The 25,343-nt window shown below is 41.6% G+C and carries 17 protein-coding genes; 9 read left to right on the top strand and 8 right to left on the bottom strand.

Annotation, left to right across the window (positions count from 1 at the left end):
- Positions 1 to 7 precede the first annotated feature (7 nt).
- Positions 8 to 1,252 carry an NAD(P)/FAD-dependent oxidoreductase gene (locus OH459_RS11125; RefSeq protein ID WP_269986763.1) on the top strand — a complete coding sequence of 415 codons (1,245 nt, stop codon included), beginning with the start codon at positions 8 to 10 and terminating at the stop codon, positions 1,250 to 1,252.
- Positions 1,253 to 1,324: 72 nt separating this feature from the next.
- Here the strand turns inward: OH459_RS11125 and OH459_RS11130 are convergent, their stop codons facing one another.
- Positions 1,325 to 2,182 (bottom strand): WYL domain-containing protein, encoded by an 858-nt coding sequence (locus OH459_RS11130; protein WP_269986764.1) that lies wholly within the window; start codon positions 2,180 to 2,182, stop codon positions 1,325 to 1,327.
- Between the two features lie 320 nt (positions 2,183 to 2,502).
- On the opposite strand from OH459_RS11130, the gene dptF reads away from it, so the two are divergent.
- The 5 genes from dptF to OH459_RS11155 all read left to right on the top strand — a co-directional run bounded on the left by dptF (position 2,503) and on the right by OH459_RS11155 (position 14,114).
- A complete protein-coding gene (gene dptF / locus OH459_RS11135; RefSeq protein WP_269986765.1) occupies positions 2,503 to 4,101 on the top strand; it encodes a DNA phosphorothioation-dependent restriction protein DptF in 1,599 nt (532 codons plus the stop codon).
- Between the two features lies 1 nt (position 4,102).
- Positions 4,103 to 5,443 (top strand): DNA phosphorothioation-dependent restriction protein DptG, encoded by a 1,341-nt coding sequence (gene dptG, locus OH459_RS11140; RefSeq protein WP_033007305.1) that lies wholly within the window; start codon positions 4,103 to 4,105, stop codon positions 5,441 to 5,443.
- Positions 5,424 to 10,565 carry a DNA phosphorothioation-dependent restriction protein DptH gene (dptH, locus tag OH459_RS11145; protein ID WP_269986766.1) on the top strand — a complete coding sequence of 1,714 codons (5,142 nt, stop codon included), beginning with the start codon at positions 5,424 to 5,426 and terminating at the stop codon, positions 10,563 to 10,565. Before dptG ends, dptH begins: the two co-directional genes overlap by 20 nt.
- A 290-nt stretch (positions 10,566 to 10,855) precedes the next feature.
- A complete protein-coding gene (locus tag OH459_RS11150; RefSeq protein ID WP_269986768.1) occupies positions 10,856 to 12,922 on the top strand; it encodes a hypothetical protein in 2,067 nt (688 codons plus the stop codon).
- Entirely contained in the window at positions 12,915 to 14,114 is a 1,200-nt protein-coding gene (locus tag OH459_RS11155) for a hypothetical protein (protein WP_269986770.1), read from the top strand. The genes OH459_RS11150 and OH459_RS11155 overlap by 8 nt, the downstream gene beginning before the upstream one ends.
- A gap of 39 nt (positions 14,115 to 14,153) precedes the next feature.
- On the opposite strand, the gene dndE is transcribed toward OH459_RS11155, so the two are convergent.
- From dndE to OH459_RS11185, 6 genes are all read right to left on the bottom strand, one after another.
- The gene (dndE, locus tag OH459_RS11160) at positions 14,154 to 14,504 is read right to left on the bottom strand and encodes a DNA sulfur modification protein DndE (RefSeq protein WP_269986771.1); all 351 of its coding nucleotides are present in this window, start codon (positions 14,502 to 14,504) and stop codon (positions 14,154 to 14,156) included.
- Positions 14,504 to 16,516 carry a DNA sulfur modification protein DndD gene (dndD, locus tag OH459_RS11165; protein WP_269986773.1) on the bottom strand — a complete coding sequence of 671 codons (2,013 nt, stop codon included), beginning with the start codon at positions 16,514 to 16,516 and terminating at the stop codon, positions 14,504 to 14,506. Before dndD ends, dndE begins: the two co-directional genes overlap by 1 nt.
- Positions 16,517 to 16,523: 7 nt before the next feature.
- Positions 16,524 to 18,347 (bottom strand): DNA phosphorothioation system sulfurtransferase DndC, encoded by a 1,824-nt coding sequence (locus tag OH459_RS11170; RefSeq protein ID WP_269986775.1) that lies wholly within the window; start codon positions 18,345 to 18,347, stop codon positions 16,524 to 16,526.
- Positions 18,344 to 19,423 (bottom strand): DNA sulfur modification protein DndB, encoded by a 1,080-nt coding sequence (gene dndB, locus OH459_RS11175; RefSeq protein WP_138955735.1) that lies wholly within the window; start codon positions 19,421 to 19,423, stop codon positions 18,344 to 18,346. Before dndB ends, OH459_RS11170 begins: the two co-directional genes overlap by 4 nt.
- Positions 19,424 to 19,620: 197 nt before the next feature.
- The gene (locus tag OH459_RS11180; RefSeq protein WP_269986778.1) at positions 19,621 to 21,648 is read right to left on the bottom strand and encodes a DNA phosphorothioation-associated putative methyltransferase; all 2,028 of its coding nucleotides are present in this window, start codon (positions 21,646 to 21,648) and stop codon (positions 19,621 to 19,623) included.
- A 27-nt stretch (positions 21,649 to 21,675) separates the two neighbouring features.
- Complete coding sequence (locus OH459_RS11185) at positions 21,676 to 22,200, bottom strand: hypothetical protein (protein ID WP_269986779.1); 525 nt, start codon at positions 22,198 to 22,200, stop codon at positions 21,676 to 21,678.
- A gap of 154 nt (positions 22,201 to 22,354) precedes the next feature.
- Between OH459_RS11185 and OH459_RS11190 the strand changes: the two genes are divergently transcribed.
- The 3 genes from OH459_RS11190 (at position 22,355) to OH459_RS11200 (ending at position 24,706) form a co-directional block, all read left to right on the top strand.
- Complete coding sequence (locus OH459_RS11190) at positions 22,355 to 23,200, top strand: hypothetical protein (protein ID WP_005446522.1); 846 nt, start codon at positions 22,355 to 22,357, stop codon at positions 23,198 to 23,200.
- Positions 23,201 to 23,203: 3 nt separating this feature from the next.
- Positions 23,204 to 23,620: a DUF5991 domain-containing protein gene (locus OH459_RS11195; RefSeq protein WP_045490463.1), complete on the top strand. Its 417-nt coding sequence runs from the start codon at positions 23,204 to 23,206 to the stop codon at positions 23,618 to 23,620.
- A gap of 297 nt (positions 23,621 to 23,917) precedes the next feature.
- A complete protein-coding gene (locus tag OH459_RS11200; RefSeq protein ID WP_269986841.1) occupies positions 23,918 to 24,706 on the top strand; it encodes a YeeE/YedE thiosulfate transporter family protein in 789 nt (262 codons plus the stop codon).
- Between the two features lie 46 nt (positions 24,707 to 24,752).
- On the opposite strand, the gene OH459_RS11205 is transcribed toward OH459_RS11200, so the two are convergent.
- Positions 24,753 to 25,268, bottom strand: a complete 516-nt coding sequence (locus OH459_RS11205) for a hypothetical protein (RefSeq protein WP_049536085.1) — start codon at positions 25,266 to 25,268, stop codon at positions 24,753 to 24,755.
- Between the last annotated feature and the right edge of the window lie 75 nt (positions 25,269 to 25,343).

Below are 25,343 nucleotides of genomic sequence, written 5' to 3' on the forward strand. Positions count from 1 at the left end.
AAGCAGAATGAGAAAAGAACAAAAGCAAGTCGTCGTCGTTGGTGCAGGACCGTCAGGTTCTACCGTTTCCGCATTGCTCAATATGCGCGGAATTAATGTCGCTGTGATTGAGAAAGCGTTGTTCCCACGTTTTTCGATCGGTGAAAGCCTTCTTCCTGCCTGCATGGAAGTGGTAGAGCAAGCCGGTATGTTGGAAGCGGTGAACCAATATGGATTCCAGTACAAAGATGGTGCTGCGTTTCGTCGCAATGGCGTTTATACCCAATTTGATTTCACCGACAAATTCACTGCAGGACCGGGTACCACTTACCAAGTTCAACGCGGTAACTTCGATAAAGTACTGGCAGACAGTGCAGTGGAGCAAGGTGTTGAAATTCGTTACCAACACGAACTGACAAGCATCGACTTTGAAGGTGCCAAGTCGATTCTTAATGTGCTTGACGCTGACAAACAAGCTTACCAAATTGAAGCCGATTACGTGCTAGACGCTAGTGGTTTTGGTCGCGTTCTTCCTCGTTTGCTCGCGCTAGAAGAGCCTTCATGCCTGCCACCAAGAAAAGCAATTTTTACGCACATTGAAGACAACATTACTGCAGAAGGGATTGAATACGATCGCAACAAGATCCTGATCTCTGTGCATCCTGAAAATCATGATGTGTGGTATTGGTTGATCCCGTTCTCAAATGGTACTTGCTCATTTGGTGTGGTTGGCGAACCGACGTTCTTTGAAAACTATCCCGAGGATAAGATTACCGCTCTTAAGCAGTTAGCAAGTGAAGAACCAGGGCTTGCGCAGCTCCTTAACCAAGCTCAGTACCCAAATCCTGCTGGTGAACTGGGTGGCTATTCAGCGAACGTAAAACACTTAGCGACACCACACTACGCGTTGCTTGGTAATGCTGGTGAGTTTCTTGATCCTGTCTTCTCTTCAGGCGTGACTATTGCCATGAAGTCAGCACAATTTGCAGCAGACTGCATTGAACGCCAGCTAAATGGTGAAACGGTCGATTGGCAATCTGATTATGCTGATCGCTTAATGGTGGGCGTCAATACTTTCCGTACTTACGTGGAAGGTTGGTACAACGGCATGTTGCAAGATGTTATCTTCTACCAAAACCCCAACCCACGTATCAAACAGATGATCAGCGCGATTCTTGCGGGTTACGCATGGGATGAAGCCAACCCATACGTAAAACAGAGTGAGCAGCGGTTATCTACATTAGCGGAACTGGTAAGAGGCGAAGAGCTGTAAGGCTCAGAACCGAAACTAAGGATAGCCATTTAATATCAAAGCCCCGCTTGTGAAAAAAGTGGGGCTTTTTTGTCACAAAAGCCAACGTTTAACCACATGAGGGTTAGCGACTGTTAGTTGGTATTTTTTCGGAGAGGATTTTAGTTTTCTCTGATCTACGCATATATCTAATCGCTTAACCAAGTACTTAATCAGTGCTCTTCGGCAACTGATAGTAAAAGATGACTCATCCATTCCGTAATCTGCTTTAACAATGGCTTGTTGCTCCAGTGTTAAGTGCGGATTTGGAATGATTTGGATGGTTTCTTCAATCATCCAGTCTTCATCCTCATCCATTCCAATGTTCGACTTGTCGAGCAGTTCTGGCTCTCCTCGGAAGCGGCTTAAAACAAAATCTAAGAACATTTGTCTATCTTCGCAGTAAGCGCGCACATGCCAGCGAAAGCCGTCGAATATGATTGTGTGAGGAACAATGTTTCTGCCACGACCTTCTGGGCTATCCATTGAAACGTACTCAATATCCACACGACGCTTTTCTCTAGCAGCCTGTAGCAAGCCGCGAACAATGATCGGAGCGACGTGCCTATCTGGAACAGAGAGAACGATAGAATCTGCATGACCTAAGTTTTGTATGTCGAAACCATCGACGTGCTCATTGCTGTATTTGTGCAGCAGTGACAAGTATTCGTTTGGTGTGCCTTTTGTAAAGCGAGGGACGAAGTCTTCTGACGGGCGATAACCTTTAATACTTCTATCGTGGATAAGAGGGGGGAACTCAAACTGTTCTTGGAATGCTTTGATGTCTCGAGATGCTTGTTGTCGCTTTATGTTGAATGAGTTACACAAATGATTAGTGGTAACTCGACCTTCCCACAACGCGACTACTTCAATCAGTTTGAAGCGAAGAAGTTGATCCCATTTGATAGTCATTGTGCTGTTTTAATGCCTGAAAATGATACATGTTGATGTATACAGAATATACGTACATTTTTCTTGGGGGTATAGTGCTTACGTCATACGAAAGTTGAAAATTCTGACTCATAGCAATGTCAGTTGGCTCAAATTTTATTAAGGTCAGAATTCAACTTTTGTGTGAGAATAGTAATATGAACTGGTTGCATAAATGGTGGTTATAAATCACCCATTTAAACTAGATGCATTTCATATACGGTATCGTGTGTTTTCTTCGTTTGGTAGTATTCAATCCCACAAAGAAAGTCCGTTTAATCAACCTTTGAAGAGAAAGAACCTTGAATTTAGCACAAGCCCTCAGCATTCTCTCCAAGTCCTCACCCTATGCGGTAAGTACCGAAAGAGAGCAAAATCAAGACCTTTTGGCTGAATATAAAAGTCATATCTACATCAAAACCGACATTGAAGCTGATTTTAAGCAAGCGCTTCTGTCTGCCAAAAAAGATGAAATTATCTTTTTGTGTGGCAGTAGTGGTGACGGCAAGTCGGAGATTTTGACTCAATACAGCCAAAAGCATAAAGCAACGCATGATTTTCATCTTGATGCGACACACAGCTTCAACCCGAGCCAAACAGCTATTCATGCGTTAGATGAGCGTTTCACTCAGTTCAAAGGAAATGACAAGCCACTCGTTGTTGGCATTAATATTGGTATGTTGGGTAACTATGCTGAGGAAGGTGCTGACCAACATAACGATGTGAAAGCGTCGATAAAGGCTTTTCTGGAAAATCAAACGGACGACATTCCAGCAAACCATACATTTCTAGATTTCGAACAATATCCGAAATTTACTCTTGGCCACGAAGTAAGCACATCCGATTTTGCCGCTCAATTTCTAGCTCGCTTAACTGAGCCAACTTTAGATAACCCGTTTTATGCGCTCTACGACAGTGAAGTGAAAAAGTCTGGTCACAGCGTACTGACTGCAAACTACGCTTTATTGGGGTTGGAGTCCGTTCAAAAGAACATTATCGCTCTGTTACTCAAAGCGCGTTTGATCAAAGACCAATTTTTAACAGCACGTGCTCTACTGGATTTTGTATTCCAGATCTTAGCAATGGAAGAAGGTTACCTGTTCGACAACTTGTTCTCCGGTGCGGATAACGAGTTGCTAGAGCATATTCAGAGCTTTGACCCAAGCAATATTCATACTCGCAAGATTGATGAGTTTGTTCTGCAATTTGGTTTGGGCATTGAAGAAGAAGGCTTTACTCAGTTGAAAGAACAAGTGAAGCCACTAGGTGTATTTGATGTATCAAATGCTGCTTCTTACCTTCGCATGGTTTACTTGCTCAAAGATGAAGAGCAGTTTGCAAATAATTATATCAACGAGCTGAAAGTCGACTTCGATAACTCTTTAGTGAATCAGTACGCGAATACTTGGCTGCTTCACCGTGAGTTTGATGGTTCTGGTAAACAGAAAAAAGAGCTAAACAAGTTCTATAAAGACATCCTAATTTCGGCGATTCATCGTTACTGTAATCGTAACTCTCCAACGCTCGATAAAGACCAATTTTTTATCTCAGAATACAACGGGTTTAAAACCGCAGCAGAGCTTGAGGTGAAACCTGACTTTACAGCTATCAAAACTCAAGGTGTTGGCAAAATTGGTTCTTTCAATGCGCACATCCGTGCTGATGATAACGCTCTGCTTCCAATGCCAATCAGTATTAACTTACTTGAGTTGCTAGAAAAGATTAATCAGGGGTATCGACCTAACAAGCACGATAAAAACGCGGTGCTTTTGTTGGATGAAGTGATTGAACAGCTCATCACTGTTGCAAACGAGAAGAACACCCTGTTTATCCTGAAAAATGATAAGCGCTACAAGATCGTCAACGAAGATGACGAGTATTTCGAAGTGAGTGGTATTTAAGATGACAATGGATAAATACATCAAACCGTTTAATCAGAAATTGCCACAAACGGCGGAAGACGTACCCAATAAAAACAGCTTGAACAGTTATTTGCCAATTCGTACTAAAGGTAATGACTTTGATAGTGATGCGGTGATTGGTCTTGTATTGCGTGGATTATTACGTAAGAAGATTGAAGGCTACAAATACGAGGATTTTGTCTCTGACTGTCAGTCTGTATTTGAAGAGAAGTTAGGCGAAGAAGAGTTTTGGGAAGTACTACGAGAGATGTACTTTGACAACAAAGATATCTTCTCGGTGAGCCCTGAGCTTTTACTATTTCGTGCGCAAAAAGGTGAGTTTGCAGCAGGCGATTCTCGTGTTGCTTCTATGTTTACCAACTTACTTCAGAACATGCGTGTCGAAGAGTTTGATGCAAAACTCAACTTCATCGAACGAGAGATGCTTTCAACTCTGCGTGGCAAGATGAAGAGCGATTCATCAATGCAAGCAAGTGAGCATCCATACTTGCCATACCTATCTAAAGCATTTCGTGATGATTTGAAGTTTTTGGCAAGTCGACCTAAGTACCTGTTAAGTGAAATTGAATCGTTTTTGTCTTTTTACGGTTTTGCTTACACCGCTCAGTTAAGCCTATCGCTCACAGATTGGCGCTCTGGTGAGGAGCCAACAGCGAAGCCGTTGTACTTCATCATGGATCATGAGCGTGCTAGCAATGAACGTACGCACATCAAAAATCACGGCTACAAGCTTTTCAATGAATCGGCGACTCGTTTGTTCCCAATGTTGACAATGCTAGAACTTCTTCAGCCTGGCATGGGTGACAAGAGTGCTGCCAAAGTACCATTGTGGGCGATTTCAAAGGGGATTCAAGAATCCCGCTATGAACACCTAAAGAGTGACTTAGAGAACTTTGCGCGAGCATTTAAAGCTCAGCGTGGACTTGATACATCGCTTGATGAATCGGAATCTGCGCTGGACTGGCTTGGCAACATCATGAAGTTAGCCATGGCACAGTTTAGTATCGGCGAGCGATTCAACATCAACAAAAAATATGTTTCTGAAGTAGAAAAGTATCTTGCTGCTCACTTTATTCAAAGCCGAGGTCGCAGTGGCCGAGTGTTGGTACTTAACCAAGACTACATCATTTTATTAACCAACCTTGTTGTTGGAGAAAAGGACAAACTCCGTTTCCACGAATTGATTGCCGCATTTAAACAACGTGGCATTTTCGTTGATAAACAAACCGAACAAGAACTAATTAAATTCTATGAGCGCATTGGTAACGTTGAGCGCATGAGTGATAGTGGAGACGCAGTTTATGTCCGTAAAACAATTTGAGACCTTTCTAGTTGAGCAGTTTCTGGCTGATGCTGAAGCTCACATCAAGGCAGGCTTCCGTTATCAGTTCAAGTCACCAGATAGCGAAAACAGTGTGCGTTTGTACCAAGCGATGATCGCACATTCGCAAAGTAGTATTAGTGCGAGTAACGGTATCGAACTGCCATTTATTCAGTTGTCTAACTGTAAGATCGTACCTGTTATTCATAGTGAAGATCCTGCTGAGTACCAAGGCTTTACAGAAAACTATATCTCTCACCTACGTGATGAAGTTGCAAGCCAGTCAGGCTACTTGAAGGGCTGTGCGCTGGTGGTCATTCACAATAGCTTGTTGGATACCTTGATTAACTCAGCAGAAGATCTGGGTCAGCTGGGTCAGGTGTGGAGCCCAAGCAAGATCAAAGCGGCGATGAAAGGGCTGATTGATCAACAAGACAAAGGCCGTGATGTGTCTAATTGTCTTTTGGATGACCAGTTTGATGCGATCCTTGAAGATGGCGCGACCATGTTCGGTTTTGAATCACTATACAAAGCTGTTGAAGATGGTGATCTGCGCTTCAATGAACTTGGAATGTTTGAAGATCCGCTCGTTGCAGAGATGAGTGGTAACCCAAAACAAATTAAAAAACGTTTGGAAGACAACCGTGCACTCTATGAAGAACTTTCTTTTGAAGTGGAACACTTCGGTGATCAGCTTCAGGATCGTTTGAAGTCGTTTGGTGAAAAATTCATTAACGAAAACTTCTCTGAAACTGATGCGTGGAAAGATGTTGAGTTTGAGGCGTTTCTACAAGAGAAAAAACGCAATGCACAGCAGCAACTTGTTCTTGAAGAAGAGCAAGCTAGCGAAGGCATGACCATAACTGCGCGCAATCGTGCAGAAACTAAAGCCGGTATGCGTGATCGCCACCTTATCATTGAGCTTGATGAAGGCGTCAATGACTTTGAATTGAAGTTGATTTTCCAAGGTGCAAGCAATCTAGAAAAGAGTCAGTTTAAAATTCAACCAGCTAAAGCGCTCGGTAATCAAGAAGTGATTTCAACGCTGAATAGCGTGAAGACGACCCGAGCAAGTTTGAAAGGGACATACAACAACGAACCGCTGTTTTTTAACCTAGCACTCAAGCGTGAGAACAAATCTGAGGTCTACAACTTCCGCTGTCTCGTTGTTCGCAAGGGTGAATTTTACATTGAGCCATTCAAAAACATCTTCTTGATCGAGCCAGCGCCTGCGAAGCAGCGTTTAACCTTAAACATGGAAGAAAATAAGCTTCAGATTCGAGCTGAAGAGGGTACAGCTTGTTCTTTGACGGATGCAAAACAAGTCGTAGACGTAGCAGAACACTCGCTGGTGGACTTTGAGGCACTTGCCAATGAAGCGGATGAGATTGACTTTGCTGTTAAATCTGGTGACAACCAACTTAAGTTCAATGTCGAAGGTGCAGTAGCAACAGACTCGTTGAGCTTGCCTTTGCTACTCAACCGAGGCCGTTACCATAAGTTATTCAAAGATGAATACAATGGCGAATTTTACTCCCAAAAAGGTAAAGTTGGCATCGATAACAGCGAATTTGTTGTACCTGGTGTTCGTTTAAAACTGCTGCGCTGGGAAGAAGCCTTCATCAATGACAAAGTCGTTTCTATTTCTGACTCTGACACAATCAAGTTGGATGATGTGCAAGGCATTGATGACGCGATGCATTCATCCTATGTCGAATTGTATGATTACCTTGAGCAGCGCCGTAGTACACCATCTCTAGCCTCTTGGGGGGATGATTTCACGACGCTTGTACAAAATGCAGTCGATGCAAGTCTTGCTTATTTTGAAGCGATTCCTACGGGCAGTATGCTGACCAAAGAGCAAAAAGCCGCGCTGCAAATTGGCTTGGTTAAATCTGAAGGCGAAGAATATTACTCTCCGTTCCACCCGTTAATCTTGGCTTACTACCTAAATCTACGCAAAGTGATTCGTGAAGATGAAAGCTTCGCTAGCTTACCAGATGTGACGTTTGAGCGCCTATCACCAAAAGGCTTGTTGCCATATGTCTATCATCCTCAGCACGAGTTTGCTTACAACCAACAGGTGAAAGAAAACGCATTTTGGATCAAGAGCGTCCCTCAAGAGAAGAGCTCACTGACGTTCGTTCGTAAACTCGTTAAAGAAAAAATCGACGAGTTCCAGACCGCATTTAGTCAACTATTCACAGGTTCTGAAAAGAGCATCATCATTAACGCAGTGAATCAAGACAGCGCTGAAGAACTGTTCATGGGGCTAGTGGATTACATCCGCAGCAATCAAGAGCAAGCAGCTTCGATTCACATCAACCTTTATGATGACAAACTGACGTTTAATGCGTTTGACCGCTTTGCAGAAACAGCCAATTACGACGAACTGAAAGAGTGGTTAGAGCTGAACAAAGGCAAAGTTCGTGAAGTGGCGGATACCATCATTGATATCCTTCGCACTCGTTTAACCTACAGTAAGTTTACCAATGAGCAGGCGAATAAAGACGGCCAGTCATACGCACACCTCTCGTTCTTCCGTAATAACGACAAAGTGGATTGCTCAGACATTGCAATCGAAGACATGGCTTCGGGTATTGCATGTGATGGTCTATTAACGGGGGATGCGTCTGAGAGTCAATCCGGCTCCTATTTAACTGGTTTTGGTTTGAAGGGCACCGATTGTGAAGACCATCCTCACTTGATGATGGCCAAATACATTGGTGCTTTATTAAAGCCTGCACTCAAGCCAAATACGCCATATAACGGCACTAATGCAGTTGCACTTGCGGTTAGTGAAGATTTTAAAGGTTTGCTAGAGCGCTCATACGACAGCTCCATTTGGACAACCATCATTGATCCAAAAGTGACATTAGACTTCTTCCACAGCAATGAAGATGTGGTGCTGATTCACTATTCCGATCAGTACACCAGCTCATCCAGCTACGATGCGATTACCGTAACGGCGCAGCGTGGTCTGTTCGAAAAAGTCATTAAGCAGGGTGATGGTGGGCAAATTAACGAGTTCAATGCCTTTAATGGAGATTGGCTGTTGAAGATGATGACCTGCGCGCCAACCATCAACAAAGAGCGCAAAGGTGTTATTGGTGCTTATAAGTTTGTGACCAGCTTAGTGCATAACTCAGATATCACTTGGGTTCCGCTTTCTGTGGCAGAAATGATCCGTGTCTCAGGTAATATCGGTCTGAAAATGTCAGACAGTGAATTCTCGCGTAACGTTCATGGCTACAAAAAAGGTGAGATTTCTGACGATGTATTGCTTGTTGGCTTTAAAGGGCAAGAGATGTACTTGCTACCCGTGGAAGTAAAAACGGGTTCAATTCCTGACTACAAAAAAGCAGTTAAGCAATCAAAAGAGTTGTTGCGTTACCTGAGCGAAGATCTGCTTGGCAATGACAACCTTGCAAGCAAACTTTACCGCGGCTTGTTCATGCGTCAAGTGCTAATGCAGGTAGACAAGTACCGCTTGTACAACGTGTTCGCTCCAGACTATTTTGACGCACTGCTAGACAACAAAGAAGAGTGGCTGAAAGGTGATTACTCGCTAGCAAAAGTTGCTGATTACCCAGATGGATTTGTTGTCAGCCACCTTGAGGGCGCAAGTTGCTTGCAACCAGACTACCAAATGTTGGAAGGCGTGCTAAAAGTCGACCTTCCGATGGGTTTGCTTCCTCGTTTGGTCGAAACGCCACTTCAAGAAGTGCTTAACGGGTTGGATATCGTCAAGTTATGCCACGTACCGACCGAATATGTTCTAGGTGGAAAAACTCAAGCAGAAGCGCTCGAAGCCGACAGCCAAGCTGATGTTACGAGTGAGAGCGTACGCCAAGAAGCAGCTGACTCAGAGATTGAGTTAAACACTGAAGCTGAAGAGCGTTGCTCTGATGTAGAAGAGGGACAAACAGCTCCAGAGGAAGACGTTTCGGTGCAAGGTGCTGAAGCAGTAGATACTTTCAAGTCACAACCATCGGGCACTAACTTAAATGTGCTCTTTGGTCACAATGCTCTAACACAAGCCCCATTGAACTGGGAACCAACTAATACTGCCAAGTTTATGAATACCAACACCGGTATCATAGGTACTATGGGTACGGGTAAAACTCAGTTCACCAAATCGGTGATTACACAGCTTTATCGCAATCGGGCAGACAACGTAAACGGTGCGCCAATTGGCATGCTTATTTTCGACTACAAATCCGATTATGTAGACGACAAGTTCCAACAAGCGACAGCGGGTAAGAAGTTTAACCTTCATAAACTGCCATATAATCCATTGAGTTTGTTTGGGGACACGCCAATGCTGCCAGTGCACACTGCGCGTGGTTTTTCTGAAACCATGGGTAAAGCTTTTGGCTTAGGACAAAAACAGCAACTACGTCTGCGTAAGCTGGTGGGTGAAGCTTATGAGTTGGCTGGTATTCGCAAATCGGATCCAAGCACTTGGACAAAACCAGCACCGACAATCTCACAGGTGTGGGACTTGTTTATTGAAACTGACCCAGATGAAGATTCATTATACGCGGCACTTGAAAGCCTATATGAGTTGGAGATCTTCGAAGACGACAACACCAAGTGTATGAGCCTTTACGATCTTGTTGAGGGCATTACAGTTGTTGAGCTAGCAGGTTACCCGTCAGAGATTCAAAACCTCGTAGTGGCATTAACACTGGATTTGTTCTATTCACAAATGCAGAAGAAAGGTAAGCCAGAAGTTCAAGGCGATTTCCGTCAAATTACTAAAATGATTTTGGTGGACGAAGCCGACAACTTTATGTCTCAAAACTTCCCAAGCTTGCGCAAGATCTTAAAAGAAGGTCGTGAGTATGGTGTTGGTGTGATTCTGTCTACTCAAGACATTACGCACTTCCAAACAGGTGAGAACGACTACTCAAGCTATGTGCTTACATGGGTAATTCACCGCGTAGCGAAGATCCGCCCGCAAGAGCTTAAAGCTATGTTTGGTGTCAATGAGAAAGCTGAGCAAGAAAAGCTGATGGAGACTATCAATAAGCTAGAGAAGCACTACAGCTTATACATCGATGGTGCTAAGAAGATAGTCAAGATGCGAGATAGAGCATTTTGGGAGTTGCTTCAATAAACATATGACTTTAAACGCCCTTTTAGGGCGTTTTTTGATATGCTCCTTCTAGCATTATGATGATAAAAGCGTATTGGATCGTAGTTGAGTCAGATGGCTGTTCAAGTTGTTTATTTGGTTAGCGGTACACTAAGTTAAGTCACTAAAAAATGTAAGGGTAATGTGATAAAACTACGTAAGAAAGCTTAAGTTATCAATAAGTTGCTAATCATTGGGTGTTGCAATGCAATGTTAAGCTGTCTTAAACGCTGATTGTTGGTTAAAAATATATAGGTAGATAGGCAATAATAATGAATACAAAAAGAAGACCTCTAGAAGATGGTTATAAATATGAATTTAGCCGAAATGGTGCATTCGGTATATTTGATACAGAATCGACAGTACCTATAGAATTTGTAATGACTTCTTTTACGATTAATGAGCTTCCACACCTCAGTTTGGCTAGAGAGTTATACTCAGATTTAAATTTTGACTATTTAATTCAGAGAGATATTGATGAAGAAAGAGCTTTAAGCGAAATTAGTCAATATATATATACAGATGGAACAAAAAAACAAAAAGAAATTATATTTCTTCCACCTTTATTGGTAGCAGTAGTTGAAACAGATAATCAAGATAATATTGTAGAAACATACCCTGACTCAGAGTACAAATTTATAGATGATGAATTTGGTGGAACGCATATAAGAGAATGGCCGGGAGTATTTAAGGTAGAAAACTACCCAGCAAAGAAAGGGTTTGATTTAAATATCCTAGATAGTAGCCTTGTTGATAAATCGATACAAATCACATCTACACAGGCAGAGATTTCACTAAATTTAAGTCCCAAGCAAATGAAGGGGGCTAAGTTAGTCGTGATTGATGGTCAGCATCGTCTGTATGCTCTGAATTATTTAAGAAGAGAGCATCATGAAAGCGTTAAGAATATCGTTTTACCTGTTTGCATCGTGTACTCACCAAAATCGATCAAATCATTATCCTCTGATGGACAAGGTATTCCAAATATTCAGAGTGTTATGAGAAGCTTGTTTGTCGATGTTAACTCAACAGTTGAAAGGGTTAGCGGCCACTTTCTTACCCTATTGAAAGATGATTCTCTTGGTTCAGTTATTTGTAGAGACTTCTGTAATGAAGTACTAAACTCCCCTAATCTATCTAATGAAGGTCTTGGCTTAATTGAGTGGAATACAAAAAACCACAAAGAATCATTGAATATAAGTAGAGAGCACACCACAACGAGTATTGGTGTTTTGAACTCGGCATTTGAAGAAATGTTTAACAACAAATCTGGCATTCAATTAATTAATGAAATACTCAAGATTGATGAAAATATATCTGACTTTGATTTTGGAGTTGATGAGTACGACAATAATAAGCCAAAACCAGAAAAATTTCCATTAGAGTCTATATCGATAAAACATAAGTTTAGATTAACTGAACTGGTTAACGATAATATAACTAAATATCTAGTGTCGATATTTTTTGAATCTAAATCCTACAAGGTTTTGTTTGATACATTTAAAGATTCATTATATGAGGTAATTGAGAAAGCAATATCAGAAAGAAAATCAATTTCTGATTCGGCCTCTCTGGTAAAGAATAATCTCTTATTTAATGATCCTATAGATAGTTCTCAAAAGAAAGCTAGGGAGCTTCGTTCAGAGTTCTATAATGCTTTATTGGAAAATAGAAAAGGAAAGGCTCCTGAAATTATAAGAAGATCTATATTTCAGAAGGCTATAATTGAAGCTTGGTTCAAAATATTGGAAATTGTGGTCGCGTCTGGTTCTACAGTAAAAGAAGCTACCGAAATATTGGTTTTATTGCTGGATTATAGTTTAGAGGATTGTGGAAGAAACTATGATTTTAGACAGCCTTATGTCCAAAATACTATATATAACGCTAATAAACTAAAAGTTACTAAGGAAACGAGAAGGCAACTATCTAGATTGATTATTTGCTCATTGAATTCACCTTCAATTTTAGAAAAAGTTAAGGGGATCGTTAGTGAATCTTGCTCTCAAAGGTTGTTTGATTTAGCTTCTAAAGACTTTAGCTCTTATGTAAATCGAATGACAATGGATAAGAAAAAGTACTTTGAGAAAAATTATAAGGTAAACTTTTCGGTATCTTCATTTGATAGAGAAAAGTTATTACAATTGGAGTCTGAGCGAGATGAAAAACTGATTTCTGCATCAACAGCATCTGAAAGAAGAAACGCCAGTGAACCATTTGATAAGGCTATTACGGAGGCTATTTCTACAGAATTAGATACAGCTCTGGAATCTTTACGTTCTAATTTTAGCATTGAAGCGAGTGCGTTAGTTTTTACTTCTGATGATGGTGAAGATGAATAGCAAGTATCTAGTTGACCTTAGGGAAGATGATGACGATAATGCAAAGGTGAGTATGTGTCTATACTCACCTGTTATTATAGTGTCTTCTAGAGGTTTATATGCAGATGAGTTACAGTCTTTGGGTGAATTAGAAATAGATTTTGACTTAAGGATTACTAGCAAGAAATATAGCGATGTGTTGTTTCTTGAATCATTAAAAAATCAAAGACTAACCCCAATTTGTGTAAACACCGGAAGGCTATTAGACTTAGAGATTAATATATATGACTTTATAGGTGATAGTTTTGGCTCTCAAACTAGAGATAAGTTGTTGAGATTAAAGTCTCTAGTAGCTTCAAGTTCACTATCCTCTACATTGAAGTTTAATTTAAATAATTATATTAACTTTTTGGAAAACATATCTACGTACAACGAAAGATTTATCTCTAAAGATGGTTTTTTTTTAGACTCTGAAGTTTGGAATCGAAAGGATGAAACTTATCTAGAGATGCTTAATTTGAACGAATTAGATAAAGTGATAGGTTTTTATCAAACATCTGTTTTTTCGTATTATTTGTGTACTAGCAGCTTAAGACAAAGAAAGATATCATGCTTGAATGATTTTTTTAATCTTAGAAATAATAATAACCTAAATCTATTGCAAGTAGATGGATATCCAATATCTATCAAACTATTATCCTCGTTGTTTATCAAGGCTGCTGAGTTTAAGTTGTCCTCTAATGTAATATCTAGTTCATTTATGTACGCCTTTAGAGCATTAGAGGCATATTGTGATGGCTTATTGGTTTTCTTTGGAAGAGCTCGTATTGGCGACGCTTTAAATCGTCAAGGGCAAATATTTAAGCCTAATACCTTGCTAGTTAACAACCGTTTTGTTTCAGGATTTGGCGGTAAGTGGTCCGAGATAAAAAATCAAGCTGAGTTCAATGCTATAGATCCTGTTTTAATTAACAAACTTGATGAAATCAAAGAGTTAAGAAATAATTTTGTGTTAACGCATGGGAGTGTGAAAATTACTAAGCGCATCTCCAGAGATGCAATTGATGTCATATCTGGTTTCATTTTGGCTTTTGAGGATGAAATTAACCAGCAAGCATCGAGGTGGTTTAATATTTCTCACCGCCTTGATGAGTTTTTGTCTATTGATGTATATAACGAAATTTCATGCTTTTGCGATGAACAAAACTTCTAATGATAGGGCTTGAAGTCTAAGCCCTATCATTTTTTATAATCAAGATAGTTTGCTTGATAGGGTCGATATTTGTTTGTGATTACGCACGGATGCAATCCCATCTTCAACATGTGCTGCCCAAGCTTGTTGGTACTCTTTTGTATCAAGCGCTGGGTAGTACATCTTCAACATTAGCTCTGTTACATCACTAGTCTCACCAAGCCAAGTGTACTTATCTAGTACAAGTGAGCCGTCTAATTTAGCTTTTTGGCCTTGGTATCGAAAATCACTTTCAATAGAGCGGAAGAATGCGATACGTGCCGACACGTTTGGAGTGATGCCAGTATAGCTCTTCAACTTTTTAAGCTGCTCTTCAGTATTGCGAGTCAGGTTCATACGATTAGGTAGCATTACACCGCCTCCTTAGTTGTTTCTCTCCAGAAGTAACCTTCCTTCAAGGTTGAAGACTTAGTCATACCGTCAAAACAGATTTCGTAAGTGCGAGCCATATCATCTTGAAGTCTACCCATAAAATATTTTTTATCGATTTCTGTATCAGTAGACAATATGACAACCTGGTGACTGGCGAAAGGAAAGTAACTCTCTACCAACTTGTCACGATGGTGCGAGTCTAAGCGACCTAGTGGTGTATCAATAATAATTGGCAGCTTGCGACCCGATGTACGACCTAGTGCTTCCAGAATCGAGATCGCGTAGATCTGTTTTTCACCTGCAGACATTGCTTTGCGATTGATCTTAATACCATGTTCGTCTACTAACTCAACATCAAACGATGATGGGTTAATTGAAGCGGATAGCTGCAAATCTTCTTTACGAGCCAGCTTCTTGTAAGACTGTACGAACTCGTTCTCTAACTGGTTGACGCGAGCTTTAGTTAACTGTTCACCAAATTTCTCAAGCAATAAGATTGAGTTTTGGGCATTGCTAATACTCTGATCTTTATTGGATTGATCTTTATTCTTATCGTGTAGCTTCTGAATTTGACGAGCTGTCTCTAGTGCTTGGCGCAATTCGCGTTTTGCTTCTTCGAGCAAAGCATGGTATTCGATAATCAGCTTTTCTTTTTTCTTATCTAATGCGCGCACGTCCGCAAAAAGTTCTTGCACCTGCTCTTGCTCAGGAGCTCGTGCAATATTGTTTGAAGCGTTGTCTATCTCTTCTTCGACTTTTTTCAAGCGTACTCGTGCTTCATCGAAACGTGAAAAAGATTCTCGAGCCAGATTTGAGAGTTGATAGTCAATAGTATTCGCTTGACGGTCGGAGATATCTAAAAGCAGCTCAGCAGAATCAAATTCACCCACGTGTGCTTTAAAGCTGTCAGCAATCGCACTTTGAGCCATCTCTGTATCAAAACTTGGGTACTTTGAACGCAGTGTTTCTAAGAATGAGTCCAGTTCATTACCAAAGTTCTGTTTCTTCTTAATCTGTTGTTCTTGCTTGATCTGAGTTTGAAGGCGCTGCATTGCATTAGGTGCTAGTGCAAATGGAAGACTCGTCTCCATCTCCATGCGGATTTGCTTTTCAAGCTCTACTTTCTCTTTAAGCAAGCTATCTACTTTTTGTTGCTCATCTTCTCGAGTTTTAGCCCAAGCGCCGCCGTTTTGAGACAACTTATTTTCTAGACTAAGGATGTCACGTGATACGAGCTCAATTTGTGCATCAACGATGTCCGCTTCACCGCGAAGTTTCTCTGCATTGCGCTCGTGGCTGATACGTTGCTCATCAAGAGAGTCCATTTCCTCTTTTAGCGATTGGCTTAGTGCACTAGAACCTTGTTTCTTCAAGAATATATTTAAGTCACTCTTGAGCTTTGCGATTACATCTAAGCCCAATAGTCGACGGACTGCGGTCTTTAGCACTGTGCCTGACTCGTCTTCCGCAAGCTCTGCGATTTTTTCACCGTCGAAGAAGAACAGGTCAGCGATTCCTGTTGGGATCAATTCGTTGAGGAAACCCTGGCACTGCTCGTAGTTGAGCTCTGGGATTTGGATGCCATCTTTCTCAAGGCACAGGCTATCTTTCTTACCGCGTTTCCAGCCGCGAATCACTTTATAAGTGTTTTCTTCGCCGTTTTGGCTGTATTTAAACTCAAGCTCAATCGATGCGTTATCTTGAACTCCACCATGGCCGACGCCTTTATGGATAAGTTCGGAAAGGGCATCAACGTACTCACCATTTGACAACACTTGGCTAAATGATTGACGGCCAAAAAGAGCGAGTCGTACAGCTGTCAGAATCGATGTTTTACCAGCACCGTTAAGGCCACCAAACAGAATGATTGGTCGTTCGGTCCCTTCAATTGGTCCATTCTTACTTAGACGAGCGGGAGCAGGACGCAAATCGATTTCATGCACACCGCGAAACACGCGAAAGTTGTTTAAAGTTAGCTTTGTAATCAACATTTAGTATTTAAAACTCTTTCTGGAGTAGTGTATTTAGTTCTGCTAATTGTTCGTTATAGCGTTCTATGTCCTTTCGATACATGTCGAATTCAGCGATACTTTGACGAGAAATATGTTTGGTTTTGATATCTTCTAGACTACCCCAGTCCAGTCTTAATAATGATTCAATTCTTTTGGAAATTCCGCTACGGCGGCTCAAGCCTTCCATTGAAACTTCCAATTCAATTAACTTCATGATCATTTCCGGAGTGATATCATAATCATTGCTGAGCTCCACAAGAAGCTGTGCATCCCCTTTGCCAAAGCTTGCATTGTCGTCGTATACCCAATCAAGGTCATAACCATATACTTCCCTGAAAATTGTTGGCAGTGAGTCGTTCCAGTCAGGTTCATTTGGATCATGTAACCATTCTTGTCGTATTGCATGGAGCTCAGGAGCTGATATTAGCTCAACTTCATGACCATCAGATTTAAACTTTTTATTAAGTTCGAGTAACTCTTTTAACCACTGGCGACGATACTTTAGCCAATATGGACCTGGGGAGTGTTCATTTATTCTCCAAAACCAACGTTCGCTGTCACTCTTTTTGTCTTTTTTAAAGACAAGTGTGCCAACATTTTCATTATTCTCCTGATGGAAGATCTGAATTAAGTCGTTGCCCTCTTCCTTAAAAAACACTGGGTAATCGTGTTCTTGAGGGTAATTACTTTTAACATAGGAATAAACTTTGTCTCTATGCTCAAATTTATTCGTTATATTCGTAGGTAGTTTCTTTGTTTGGGTATGAATTTTCCCTGTTCTACGTTTGAAGTTTCGGTAGATGTTTTTGTTTTCTGGGATATTAGTTCTAGCTAATTCTTCTCTGAACTCGAGAAGAGGTGCCATCCATTGTTCTCCATTTTGGATAAGGCTTTCCATTGCGCGGTCTTTAGTTACTACAGTGCAAGTCCAGCAACCAAAACGCGAATTACCGCAAGATGGAGTTGTTTCATCAATCACCATTGGGCACTCACCTTGACCAGATGAATCTTTATAAAGGTTCCAGAGTACGAGGTTTTTACCGCCCCATGGGTTTTCCCATTCCAAATCGTATTTGTCGATCCAAATGTTTTTTTGTCCGTAAGGGGTTTGTTTGGTTTCTAGATGACATAACCGAAGTATTTTCCAAACATCATCAACACCCCAAGTGTCAATCGGGGTAAAGATAAACGCATTCGCAAGTGTCGTGTGAATTGCTAAACGAGAGCCATCAATCTTATGCTTAGCGATGACTTGTGCACGTGATGCACTTTCTTGGCTACGTGAGCCTAAAACAACAATAACTTCATCAAATTGAGAGACTTTCGATTTAATAAAGTCGCTCACAGGATCAATTTTCATTCTCTCCGTACACCAACGAAAAGAGCGTGTTGGCGCAGGGTATCCTTTACCAAGTAAGTTTGCCCAGAAAGTTTGATTGTCTTTGGGTACTACAGTATGACAAGTAATCGGTAAGTCATCGCGCTTTGCGCCTTTCTCGATAGCGGCTAACGAGTCTTTGATGTGGTTAACAACAACAGGTGTTTCAACAAGTGTGTCTGAAGATACAACAAAAACCGGTTTTTGGCGGTCTTTTGGTTCTAAGCCAAGTAATGCCAAGTAAACTAACGACATGACTGCCGATGAGTCTTTACCACCACTGTAGCCAATTACCCATGGGCGTTTGTCGGCACAGTAGACACGCTGCACATCTGCAATGTAGTGGCTTAGTTTGTTATTTGCGAAGTCTTCTGCATTGATAAAGTCTTCGTATTCGGCTAGGTCTTCTGCCAGTTTTAGCTCGTGTATCATGATAACTGCTTCTCTAGAGCTTTCTCTTCTGGGGTTAGTGGTAACCCAAGTTCAATTTTTAGTGCGTTGGCAGTAAGTTGAATGTTCTGTGTCGACTTACTTAGTTTGCCGTGGTTCATACTTCGTTTGATCCAGTCCGGATTGGTTTTTAACCAGTTAACTTTGCTCAACTGCTGAAGCTTTTCTTTCCATTGTTTTGGTTCTTGGCACAGTAGGTGTTTCCCTAATACGCCTATAGCATGCAACCCAACTCCATGCGCATGTATATATTCTTGGCGAAGTTGTGCTGGGGATACTTCTTTATCAATGACTAGTTGCCAATCTTTGATGTGGCGAGTCACTTCTTCCCAAAATTCAGCAGCAAGTTGCTTTTCTTCTTTGCTAAAGCCGTCTTTAGGGCCTTTGCTCAAGAGTGCGCGAGTCGATTGTTTGATGCTACTCAAAGTAAATAGTTTGTTCGACTTAGGGCTGATATTGGATTTCTCCATTTCAGTTAAACCTATGAAAGGCTTAACTTTAGTTGCCAATTCGCGAGCAAGCTCGGAGCTTTCATCTCTATGGTCATACAGCGTACCCAGAGACGGGCTAGGCTTTACCGCGTATTTGTTGAGATCAGCAAACATCTGTTGGCTGCGTGTAAGTCCTTCATCAATGAAGAACAGCACTGGGATGTTATCTTGACCTAAGTCCGGATTTTCTCGCAGTGCTTCTTCAATTGCCTTGCGACGATGTTGTCCGTCATTGATCAAGATTTGTGCATCCATAGGAACTTTTAGGGTTCCTAAATTCGGAGCACCATCATGATCTTCAAATGATATATCGACACCTACAGATACTGTTAGAGCAGAAAAAACATAATCTTTTGGGTTATCAAGTAGGTACTTAACCATTTCAGGAATACGAGTTTTGTTCAACGTTCGTTGAGCTCTTAGCTCAGGCGGAACATCGTCTTCGTTGTAACTGAAAATTTTAGGAATGATCCTAAGAGGGCACGTCGCAATGTAAAAGGGACGTCCTGCTTGAATACCTCTGACAGCAGGAAAGGAGTAGCAATAGCCTGAATCTTGATTTTGCATAGTTAGCTCTAAGGTTATGTTATTTGCCTATGACATAAAACATAGATGGTATGTCATTTTTTGACAAACTAATCTTGGAGTTTGTTATGTGTTGGTGTTATCTATGCGAATTATTACATAGGTATGCCAAAATAAGTGTGACATTTTACAAGGATGCAGGTTAGATTTCTATGGCAGGACAGTTTTTTTCTGAAGGTTTAACCGGATGCAGTCGTGCTTACTGTAAATCCTCTGACTTCCTTATTGTGTTTGCCTAAAAGCACCTCAAATTCCGCTCGAACCATCTGAGTCTCTTCAGTTGGTTCAAACTCCATTAACTTCCCTAATCGCTTATCAAAGCTCAGCTGCTTTTTGTAGTTCTCGTGTTCGGATTGCATATAGAGATGCTTGTTCAACAGAGGTGGTCTGCGCTTCTCATCTACATAATCAAAGAAGTCGATATCTTGTTCTGCCATTTTTATTTTGATGCGCTCGACCAGAAATGGCACTGAGTGCTCGAAGTTGTCATAAGCGGTTAAGGTTAGCTTGCCTGATGTGATATGGATTTTGATTAAATCGATTTCTTCATCCAGTTCGCCATACATTTGTAAACCCGCACCTACGTATGTGCGCAGTAAGAGTGGTAAATCATTGATGTAGTCACGATGTAGGATAAGAGAATGCCCCTCGTTCAATAAACTTGCAGGTAATTGCTTGTGGGCCTTTTCACATTGCGTGTTGATTAGGTCTGTATCGGCTATCGCGAACAGCAATTCTGCTGCGAGATTAAGTGCGGTTTTATAATCATCAAATAGAGCTTTGATATCGTGCTTGAGCGTTTCTGGTTGCTGCGTATAAGGTTTTCTTTTCTCAAACAGTCCCATCGCAAAGTAAAGCAACAGGTCTTCTTTGCGGCGCTTTTCTGCTTTTTCGAACTCTTCGGTGTCGAACATTTCTTGCAACAGACCAAACACTTTTTTATGTGAGCCGATAAGCGATCTTACTTTGTCTGATTGCTCAAATTCTTCGTTAGCAGGTATACGGCCCAGCGTTAAGCATGTGTTCCAAAATGCGTCGAACAGTTCTTGGTTTTGGGTGATGAGGAGCTTGGTTTTATCTTTTGCTTCGACAGGCTCTGGAGAGGTGAGTTGCTGCCATTTATGGTGGCGCTTGTATTTGTTTTGTAAGTACTGCTGCTCTTCGAGTTTATCTTTGAAGATGTAAAAAATGCCGGGTGCAACGGTAATGGCATCCTCTTGCAAACTACGTTCAATATAAGCTTTTATCTCTGACTGAGCGTAATACTTTTGAAAGGTATTACGAGAGGTAATTACACCATCTTTATAGGGTTTGAACTGGGCAATGTAGCTTTCGTTGGCAAGCATTACAGAAACAACGAGAAGCTTATCCGCCAGTTCCCAAGCGCCTAACAAAGCATCTAGACGTTCATCTTGGTCTTCAATTACGTTTAGAACAAAGCCAAGGTTGACGATGTCTGAACTCTCTTTGTCGTTATCAGGCTGAAAGTTAGGATCCCAGCCAAGCGCATCTAGCCCATGTGCCTCCAGTTCTCGCAAGTCATCGCCACGTCCGCAGCCATAATCAAAAATGGAATGTGAGCCTTCTAGGTAGCCATGCTTTACTAGTGTTTTCATAGGTGCAGACAGTTCATGGCGAACGAGTGCTGTTTTGTGTCTATCAATTCCGGTTTCTTCGACTTGAGTGACAGCAGAGCTGCGGAACAAACGCCCGTCGACCAGTTCATAGCCATGACGCGCAATGAGGTTGTCCCAAGAACGCTTAAACCCAATCAGTCGGCTATTCTCATACAGCCCCGCGTTTTCACCTTCTTGAGTGAGTGAAGTGAAATGATCAAAGTACTCACATTCCGGCAAGATCATGGTCTCTTTGCGATGAAGGATCGGTGGGTTGTCAGAATCCGAGTAGCTTGTGATTTTATGGCTTAATTTAGATAGGTCGACGTTTAAGCTCTGTCTAAGCGCAGGGTAGGAGTCAGTGTAAAAGTCAGGGTAGTGAAGCAAAGATAGACGGAATTCTTTTTTAAACAGTTTCACTAGATTCCAGTGTTCATCATCTAGGCTAACGGCTTTTGCTACCGCAGGTATGAATTGAGTGAGAGTTGTCGGTAGGGCGCTCAAGGCATCTTTATGAAGGTAGATAGCGTCCGGCAACTGTTTCCCTACTTTGATCTGCGCAATAAGCTCAGCAAACTGTTCTTCATTCATTCCATGTCCTCGATGATGTTTCCTCGATTATAAGTTATTGAATAAGGTCCGTGTGGCGCTGCCTTTTGCACTTTTCTTGTTTACGCGAAGTCCATCACTGCGTTTTTCTCGAATCAGTGCATAGCGTGTGTTTTCAGGGCCGACACTGATGTGAATAGGGCGGTCTTTTCCATAGAAGTAGAGACGATCGAATTCGAGGCTCATGCAAATGTATTTTGCGACCTCATCCATTCGCTGTTCATAACCTTGTACATAGAAGTCACAGGCAGCGCCATCTCGCTTGCAAATTCGATTTCCTTGGCTGTTGAGCTCCATGGAAGCATGCTGATCTATATCTGGGCTCATGTCTCTTGGGCTGTTTCTCAACAAAAAGCGAAGAAGCTTATGGTTGGTAAAGCCGTAGGTGATAGTGAGCTCCCCAAGTTGGCTAAGCGGTTCTAATATGTGATGTTGCAGCAACATCAGCTGTTCTTGAGAGGCGTTCGATGGTGCATTCTCGCCAACAAATGCGCGATGTATTTGTCGATACCAATTGATCAGTGCGTCTTGCATCTTAGTTTTTATCTTAGGGTCAGTAAGGAAAGGTTACTGATTGACAAAATAGTTGCAGATTAGGGTGAAGTCGACTCTATTTTCCGTTTTCTGCGCCAAAGGTTTAGTACATTTTTAGTAGTTTCACGTCATCAATCATTAGTGGAGGGTGACGATGAAACTTTCTCATTCTGTTGGCTTAAAGGGCATCAACAAAAAGGCAGATGTTAAGTTAGTGCAAGAGGCGCTCAATCGAGCAACGATAGGTCCATTAAGGTTGCTGTCGGTAGATGGGTTATGTGGTGCGAACACACGGCAACGTATTTACTGGTTTCAAAAAGAGGTTTTGAAGTTTCGAAGGCCAGACTCTTTAATTGATGTGAAAGGTAAAACGTGGAAAGCGTTGTCGCTGTTTCTTGTTAAACCAAAAGAGCAGGCAAAGAGTTTTGCTTCTTTATTCTCTACTTCACACAACCAAGTCGTTGAGAAAGCGGAGCCAAGCATTCAGTCCATTCAAACTATTGCTTGGGGCGCAAAAGTCTCACCAGAGTTTAAGCAGAAGGTTCTGTTGGTGTGTAAGGAGTTGGATATTCACCCTGACTTTTTAATGGCTTGTATGGCGTTTGAAACTGGCGAGACGTTTAGCCCGAAAATAAAGAATGCCGCAGGAAGTGGGGCTACGGGTCTTATTCAGTTTATGCCAGCAACAGCCAAAGGGCTTGGGACAACGACCGAAAAATTGGCCAAAATGACTGCTGTTAAACAGCTTGATTATGTTAAGAAGTACTTTTGGCCGTATCGAAAGCGTATTAATAAGTTGGAAGATGTGTATATGGCCATTCTTTACCCCGCAGCAATTGGTAAATCGACTTCTTATGCGTTGTTCAAAAGAGGCACCATTGCTTACAAGCAGAACTCAGGCTTTGATAAAGACAAAGATGGCAATATCACATTAAGTGAAATTTCGAGCAAAGTGACAAGTAAGTACCACAAGGGATTACAAGCAGGGTATATAGGCTAGGATATGAACGAATTATTAAGCTCGCTTTTATTGAGTTTTGCTGCATCGGCTTCGCTAACTCCTTCTTGGGATGGCTATTATGGATGTGAGTTAGATTTAGGTGAGAATGCAGCAGGTCAGAGTACATGGGCAGAATACGAACTGAGCATTTCGGAAGGCTCTTGTTCTCTTGAGGCAAAAGGCTTTCAGTTGGATGAGTCGATTGTGTGTTCGACGAGCGCTCAAGGCGATCGTTTAGATGTGCAGTTTAAATCCTATTCTAATGGGGATCTAAGTAACCTGTATGGTATTCAAGTTTACAGAGTTAACGAGACATTATTCTCGTTGGAGAGGGAACAAAAAGCGCTCTTAACGCATTGGCTGTCGTATTGGCCTGGAGAACCCGCACCGAAGTCCACATCGTGTTTTGAAAAGAAGTAACAGTTCAGCATCCTCAAATCATTCTCTTATCTTGGCGTTCAAATACTCAAGCCATCAACTCGTGAGCTATAACGCCAATTCATCTCTCTAAACACGTTGATTTCCAAAACTGTGTCTATAGTTTTAATAATGTAGTCATCAATGATTCTCCAACACGCCTCTAAAAAATGACTCGATATGGAGGGCGTTATGTTGTTTTTTCTCTCTTTAATTTGTATTGCGATCTTAGGCTATTTAGCGCAAACCACTGGGCTATGCATGGTGAGAGGAGTTAAAGAAGCTTCATCAGGTAAGCCAATGTTTCTAATGGCTATCATACTGAGCGGTACTTTATGTTGGATGGCAGTAGGCTTTGCTTATTTTTTCGATGAAGGTCGCCACTTTACGGCATTTCAACCCACGCTTTACTCTGCCCTTGGCGGTTTCTTATTTGGTCTTGGGGCGGCATTCAACAGTGGATGTGGCGTTTCAACAGTAAGTCGCCTTGCTCGCGGCGAGTTGGTCATGCTCTCAACGATACTTGGATGGTTTATCGCTTGGGTGTTCTTTTCTAGTCTGATTCCGTCTAATGTGATTGGTCGAGAGGTCACTCTTCCTCATTTGTATCGATATACCGCTTTAATTGGTTTATCTATTTTGTTGGTTGTGTTCGTTTGGAGACTCAATCGAGAAGACAAAGTGTTGTGGGCATCGATGCTTGGAATCGGAGTAATGGCAGGATTAGTGTTTGTTTATGAGCCGCACTGGACACCGAGTGGGCTGCTTAAAGACATGAGTCTTTCTATTTGGCATCAAAATGACATGAAATGGCCTCATTTTGAGCGTTTTGCGTTAATGTCGGCATTAATCGGGGGCATGGTGATAGCGGCAATCGCTAAAAAATCTTTTGAATTTCGACCCTCTGCAACCAAACACTATATGCGTCACTTGGCTGCTGGAATCTTGATGGGATTCGGTGCGGTGATGGCTGGTGGCGGTAATGATTCACAGTTGCTGGTTGCGTTACCTGCACTTTCTCCCGCAGGATTGGTCGCAGTGTTGAGTATTATTGCCGGAATTTTCGTAGGGGTTAGAGCAGGGAAATAGCGGAGATGGTAAGGCTCATATTGTATATGAGCCTTATGTTGCAACGTTATTCAATCAGTTCAGGGATTTCTTCAACGCCACTTTCAGCAAGGGTTGATGCTCCTTGAACGGTTACACCATCACAGCTGACGTAGATTTTCCCGTTACGTCTAACTTGGGTACACTCTTCTGGGATAACTTCTTTTTCTACGGTCTCTGTTACGGTCTCTGTTACTGTTTTTATTATTGGTTCTTCCGTCACCATTCGGAACAAATAATACAACCCTAAAGCAGCAGCGAATAAAAGTGTTAGCAACAGTAGAGTGAGAAACGCTACTCTCAACCATCGCAATGCTTTGTCTACTTTGCTGTTCCATGCACCATCGTTACTGTCTTTATGGGCTTTTGACTCGACTGATATAGCTTCTGCTTTTGCTAGAGCGGTTCTCCGTTTCGCTTCTTCTATTTTTCTGGCTACGTTTGCTTCATTTAGCGCAGCATAGGTAGTTTTAGTTTTTTCTTTGAGTAGTTTTAGTTTTTTTTGTTCTAAAGCAGTCTCTTCTTCGATGTTTTTCCCATTCATCAGCTCGGAATCTTTAACTTTAGACTCTAATTTATGCTCATCATCCTTTCGTGTTTTTGAGTTACTATGAGAGTA

It is taken from the genome of Vibrio sp. MM46 (assembly GCF_027587135.1).
GTDB lineage: Bacteria > Pseudomonadota > Gammaproteobacteria > Enterobacterales > Vibrionaceae > Vibrio > Vibrio harveyi.

Coding starts and splice junctions, on each gene's coding strand:
- OH459_RS11150 (WP_269986768.1), top strand. CDS start 10,856: ATGAATACAAAAAGAAGACCTCTAGAAGATGGTTATAAATATGAATTT.
- OH459_RS11195 (WP_045490463.1), top strand. CDS start 23,204: ATGAACGAATTATTAAGCTCGCTTTTATTGAGTTTTGCTGCATCGGCT.
- dptG (WP_033007305.1), top strand. CDS start 4,103: ATGACAATGGATAAATACATCAAACCGTTTAATCAGAAATTGCCACAA.
- dndB (WP_138955735.1), bottom strand. CDS start 19,423: ATGCAAAATCAAGATTCAGGCTATTGCTACTCCTTTCCTGCTGTCAGA.
- OH459_RS11130 (WP_269986764.1), bottom strand. CDS start 2,182: ATGACTATCAAATGGGATCAACTTCTTCGCTTCAAACTGATTGAAGTA.
- OH459_RS11200 (WP_269986841.1), top strand. CDS start 23,918: ATGTTTCTAATGGCTATCATACTGAGCGGTACTTTATGTTGGATGGCA.
- OH459_RS11180 (WP_269986778.1), bottom strand. CDS start 21,648: ATGAATGAAGAACAGTTTGCTGAGCTTATTGCGCAGATCAAAGTAGGG.
- OH459_RS11190 (WP_005446522.1), top strand. CDS start 22,355: ATGAAACTTTCTCATTCTGTTGGCTTAAAGGGCATCAACAAAAAGGCA.
- OH459_RS11185 (WP_269986779.1), bottom strand. CDS start 22,200: ATGCAAGACGCACTGATCAATTGGTATCGACAAATACATCGCGCATTT.
- OH459_RS11205 (WP_049536085.1), bottom strand. CDS start 25,268: ATGAATGGGAAAAACATCGAAGAAGAGACTGCTTTAGAACAAAAAAAA.
- dndD (WP_269986773.1), bottom strand. CDS start 16,516: ATGTTGATTACAAAGCTAACTTTAAACAACTTTCGCGTGTTTCGCGGT.
- OH459_RS11125 (WP_269986763.1), top strand. CDS start 8: ATGAGAAAAGAACAAAAGCAAGTCGTCGTCGTTGGTGCAGGACCGTCA.
- dndE (WP_269986771.1), bottom strand. CDS start 14,504: ATGCTACCTAATCGTATGAACCTGACTCGCAATACTGAAGAGCAGCTT.
- OH459_RS11155 (WP_269986770.1), top strand. CDS start 12,915: ATGAATAGCAAGTATCTAGTTGACCTTAGGGAAGATGATGACGATAAT.
- OH459_RS11170 (WP_269986775.1), bottom strand. CDS start 18,347: ATGATACACGAGCTAAAACTGGCAGAAGACCTAGCCGAATACGAAGAC.
- dptH (WP_269986766.1), top strand. CDS start 5,424: ATGTCCGTAAAACAATTTGAGACCTTTCTAGTTGAGCAGTTTCTGGCT.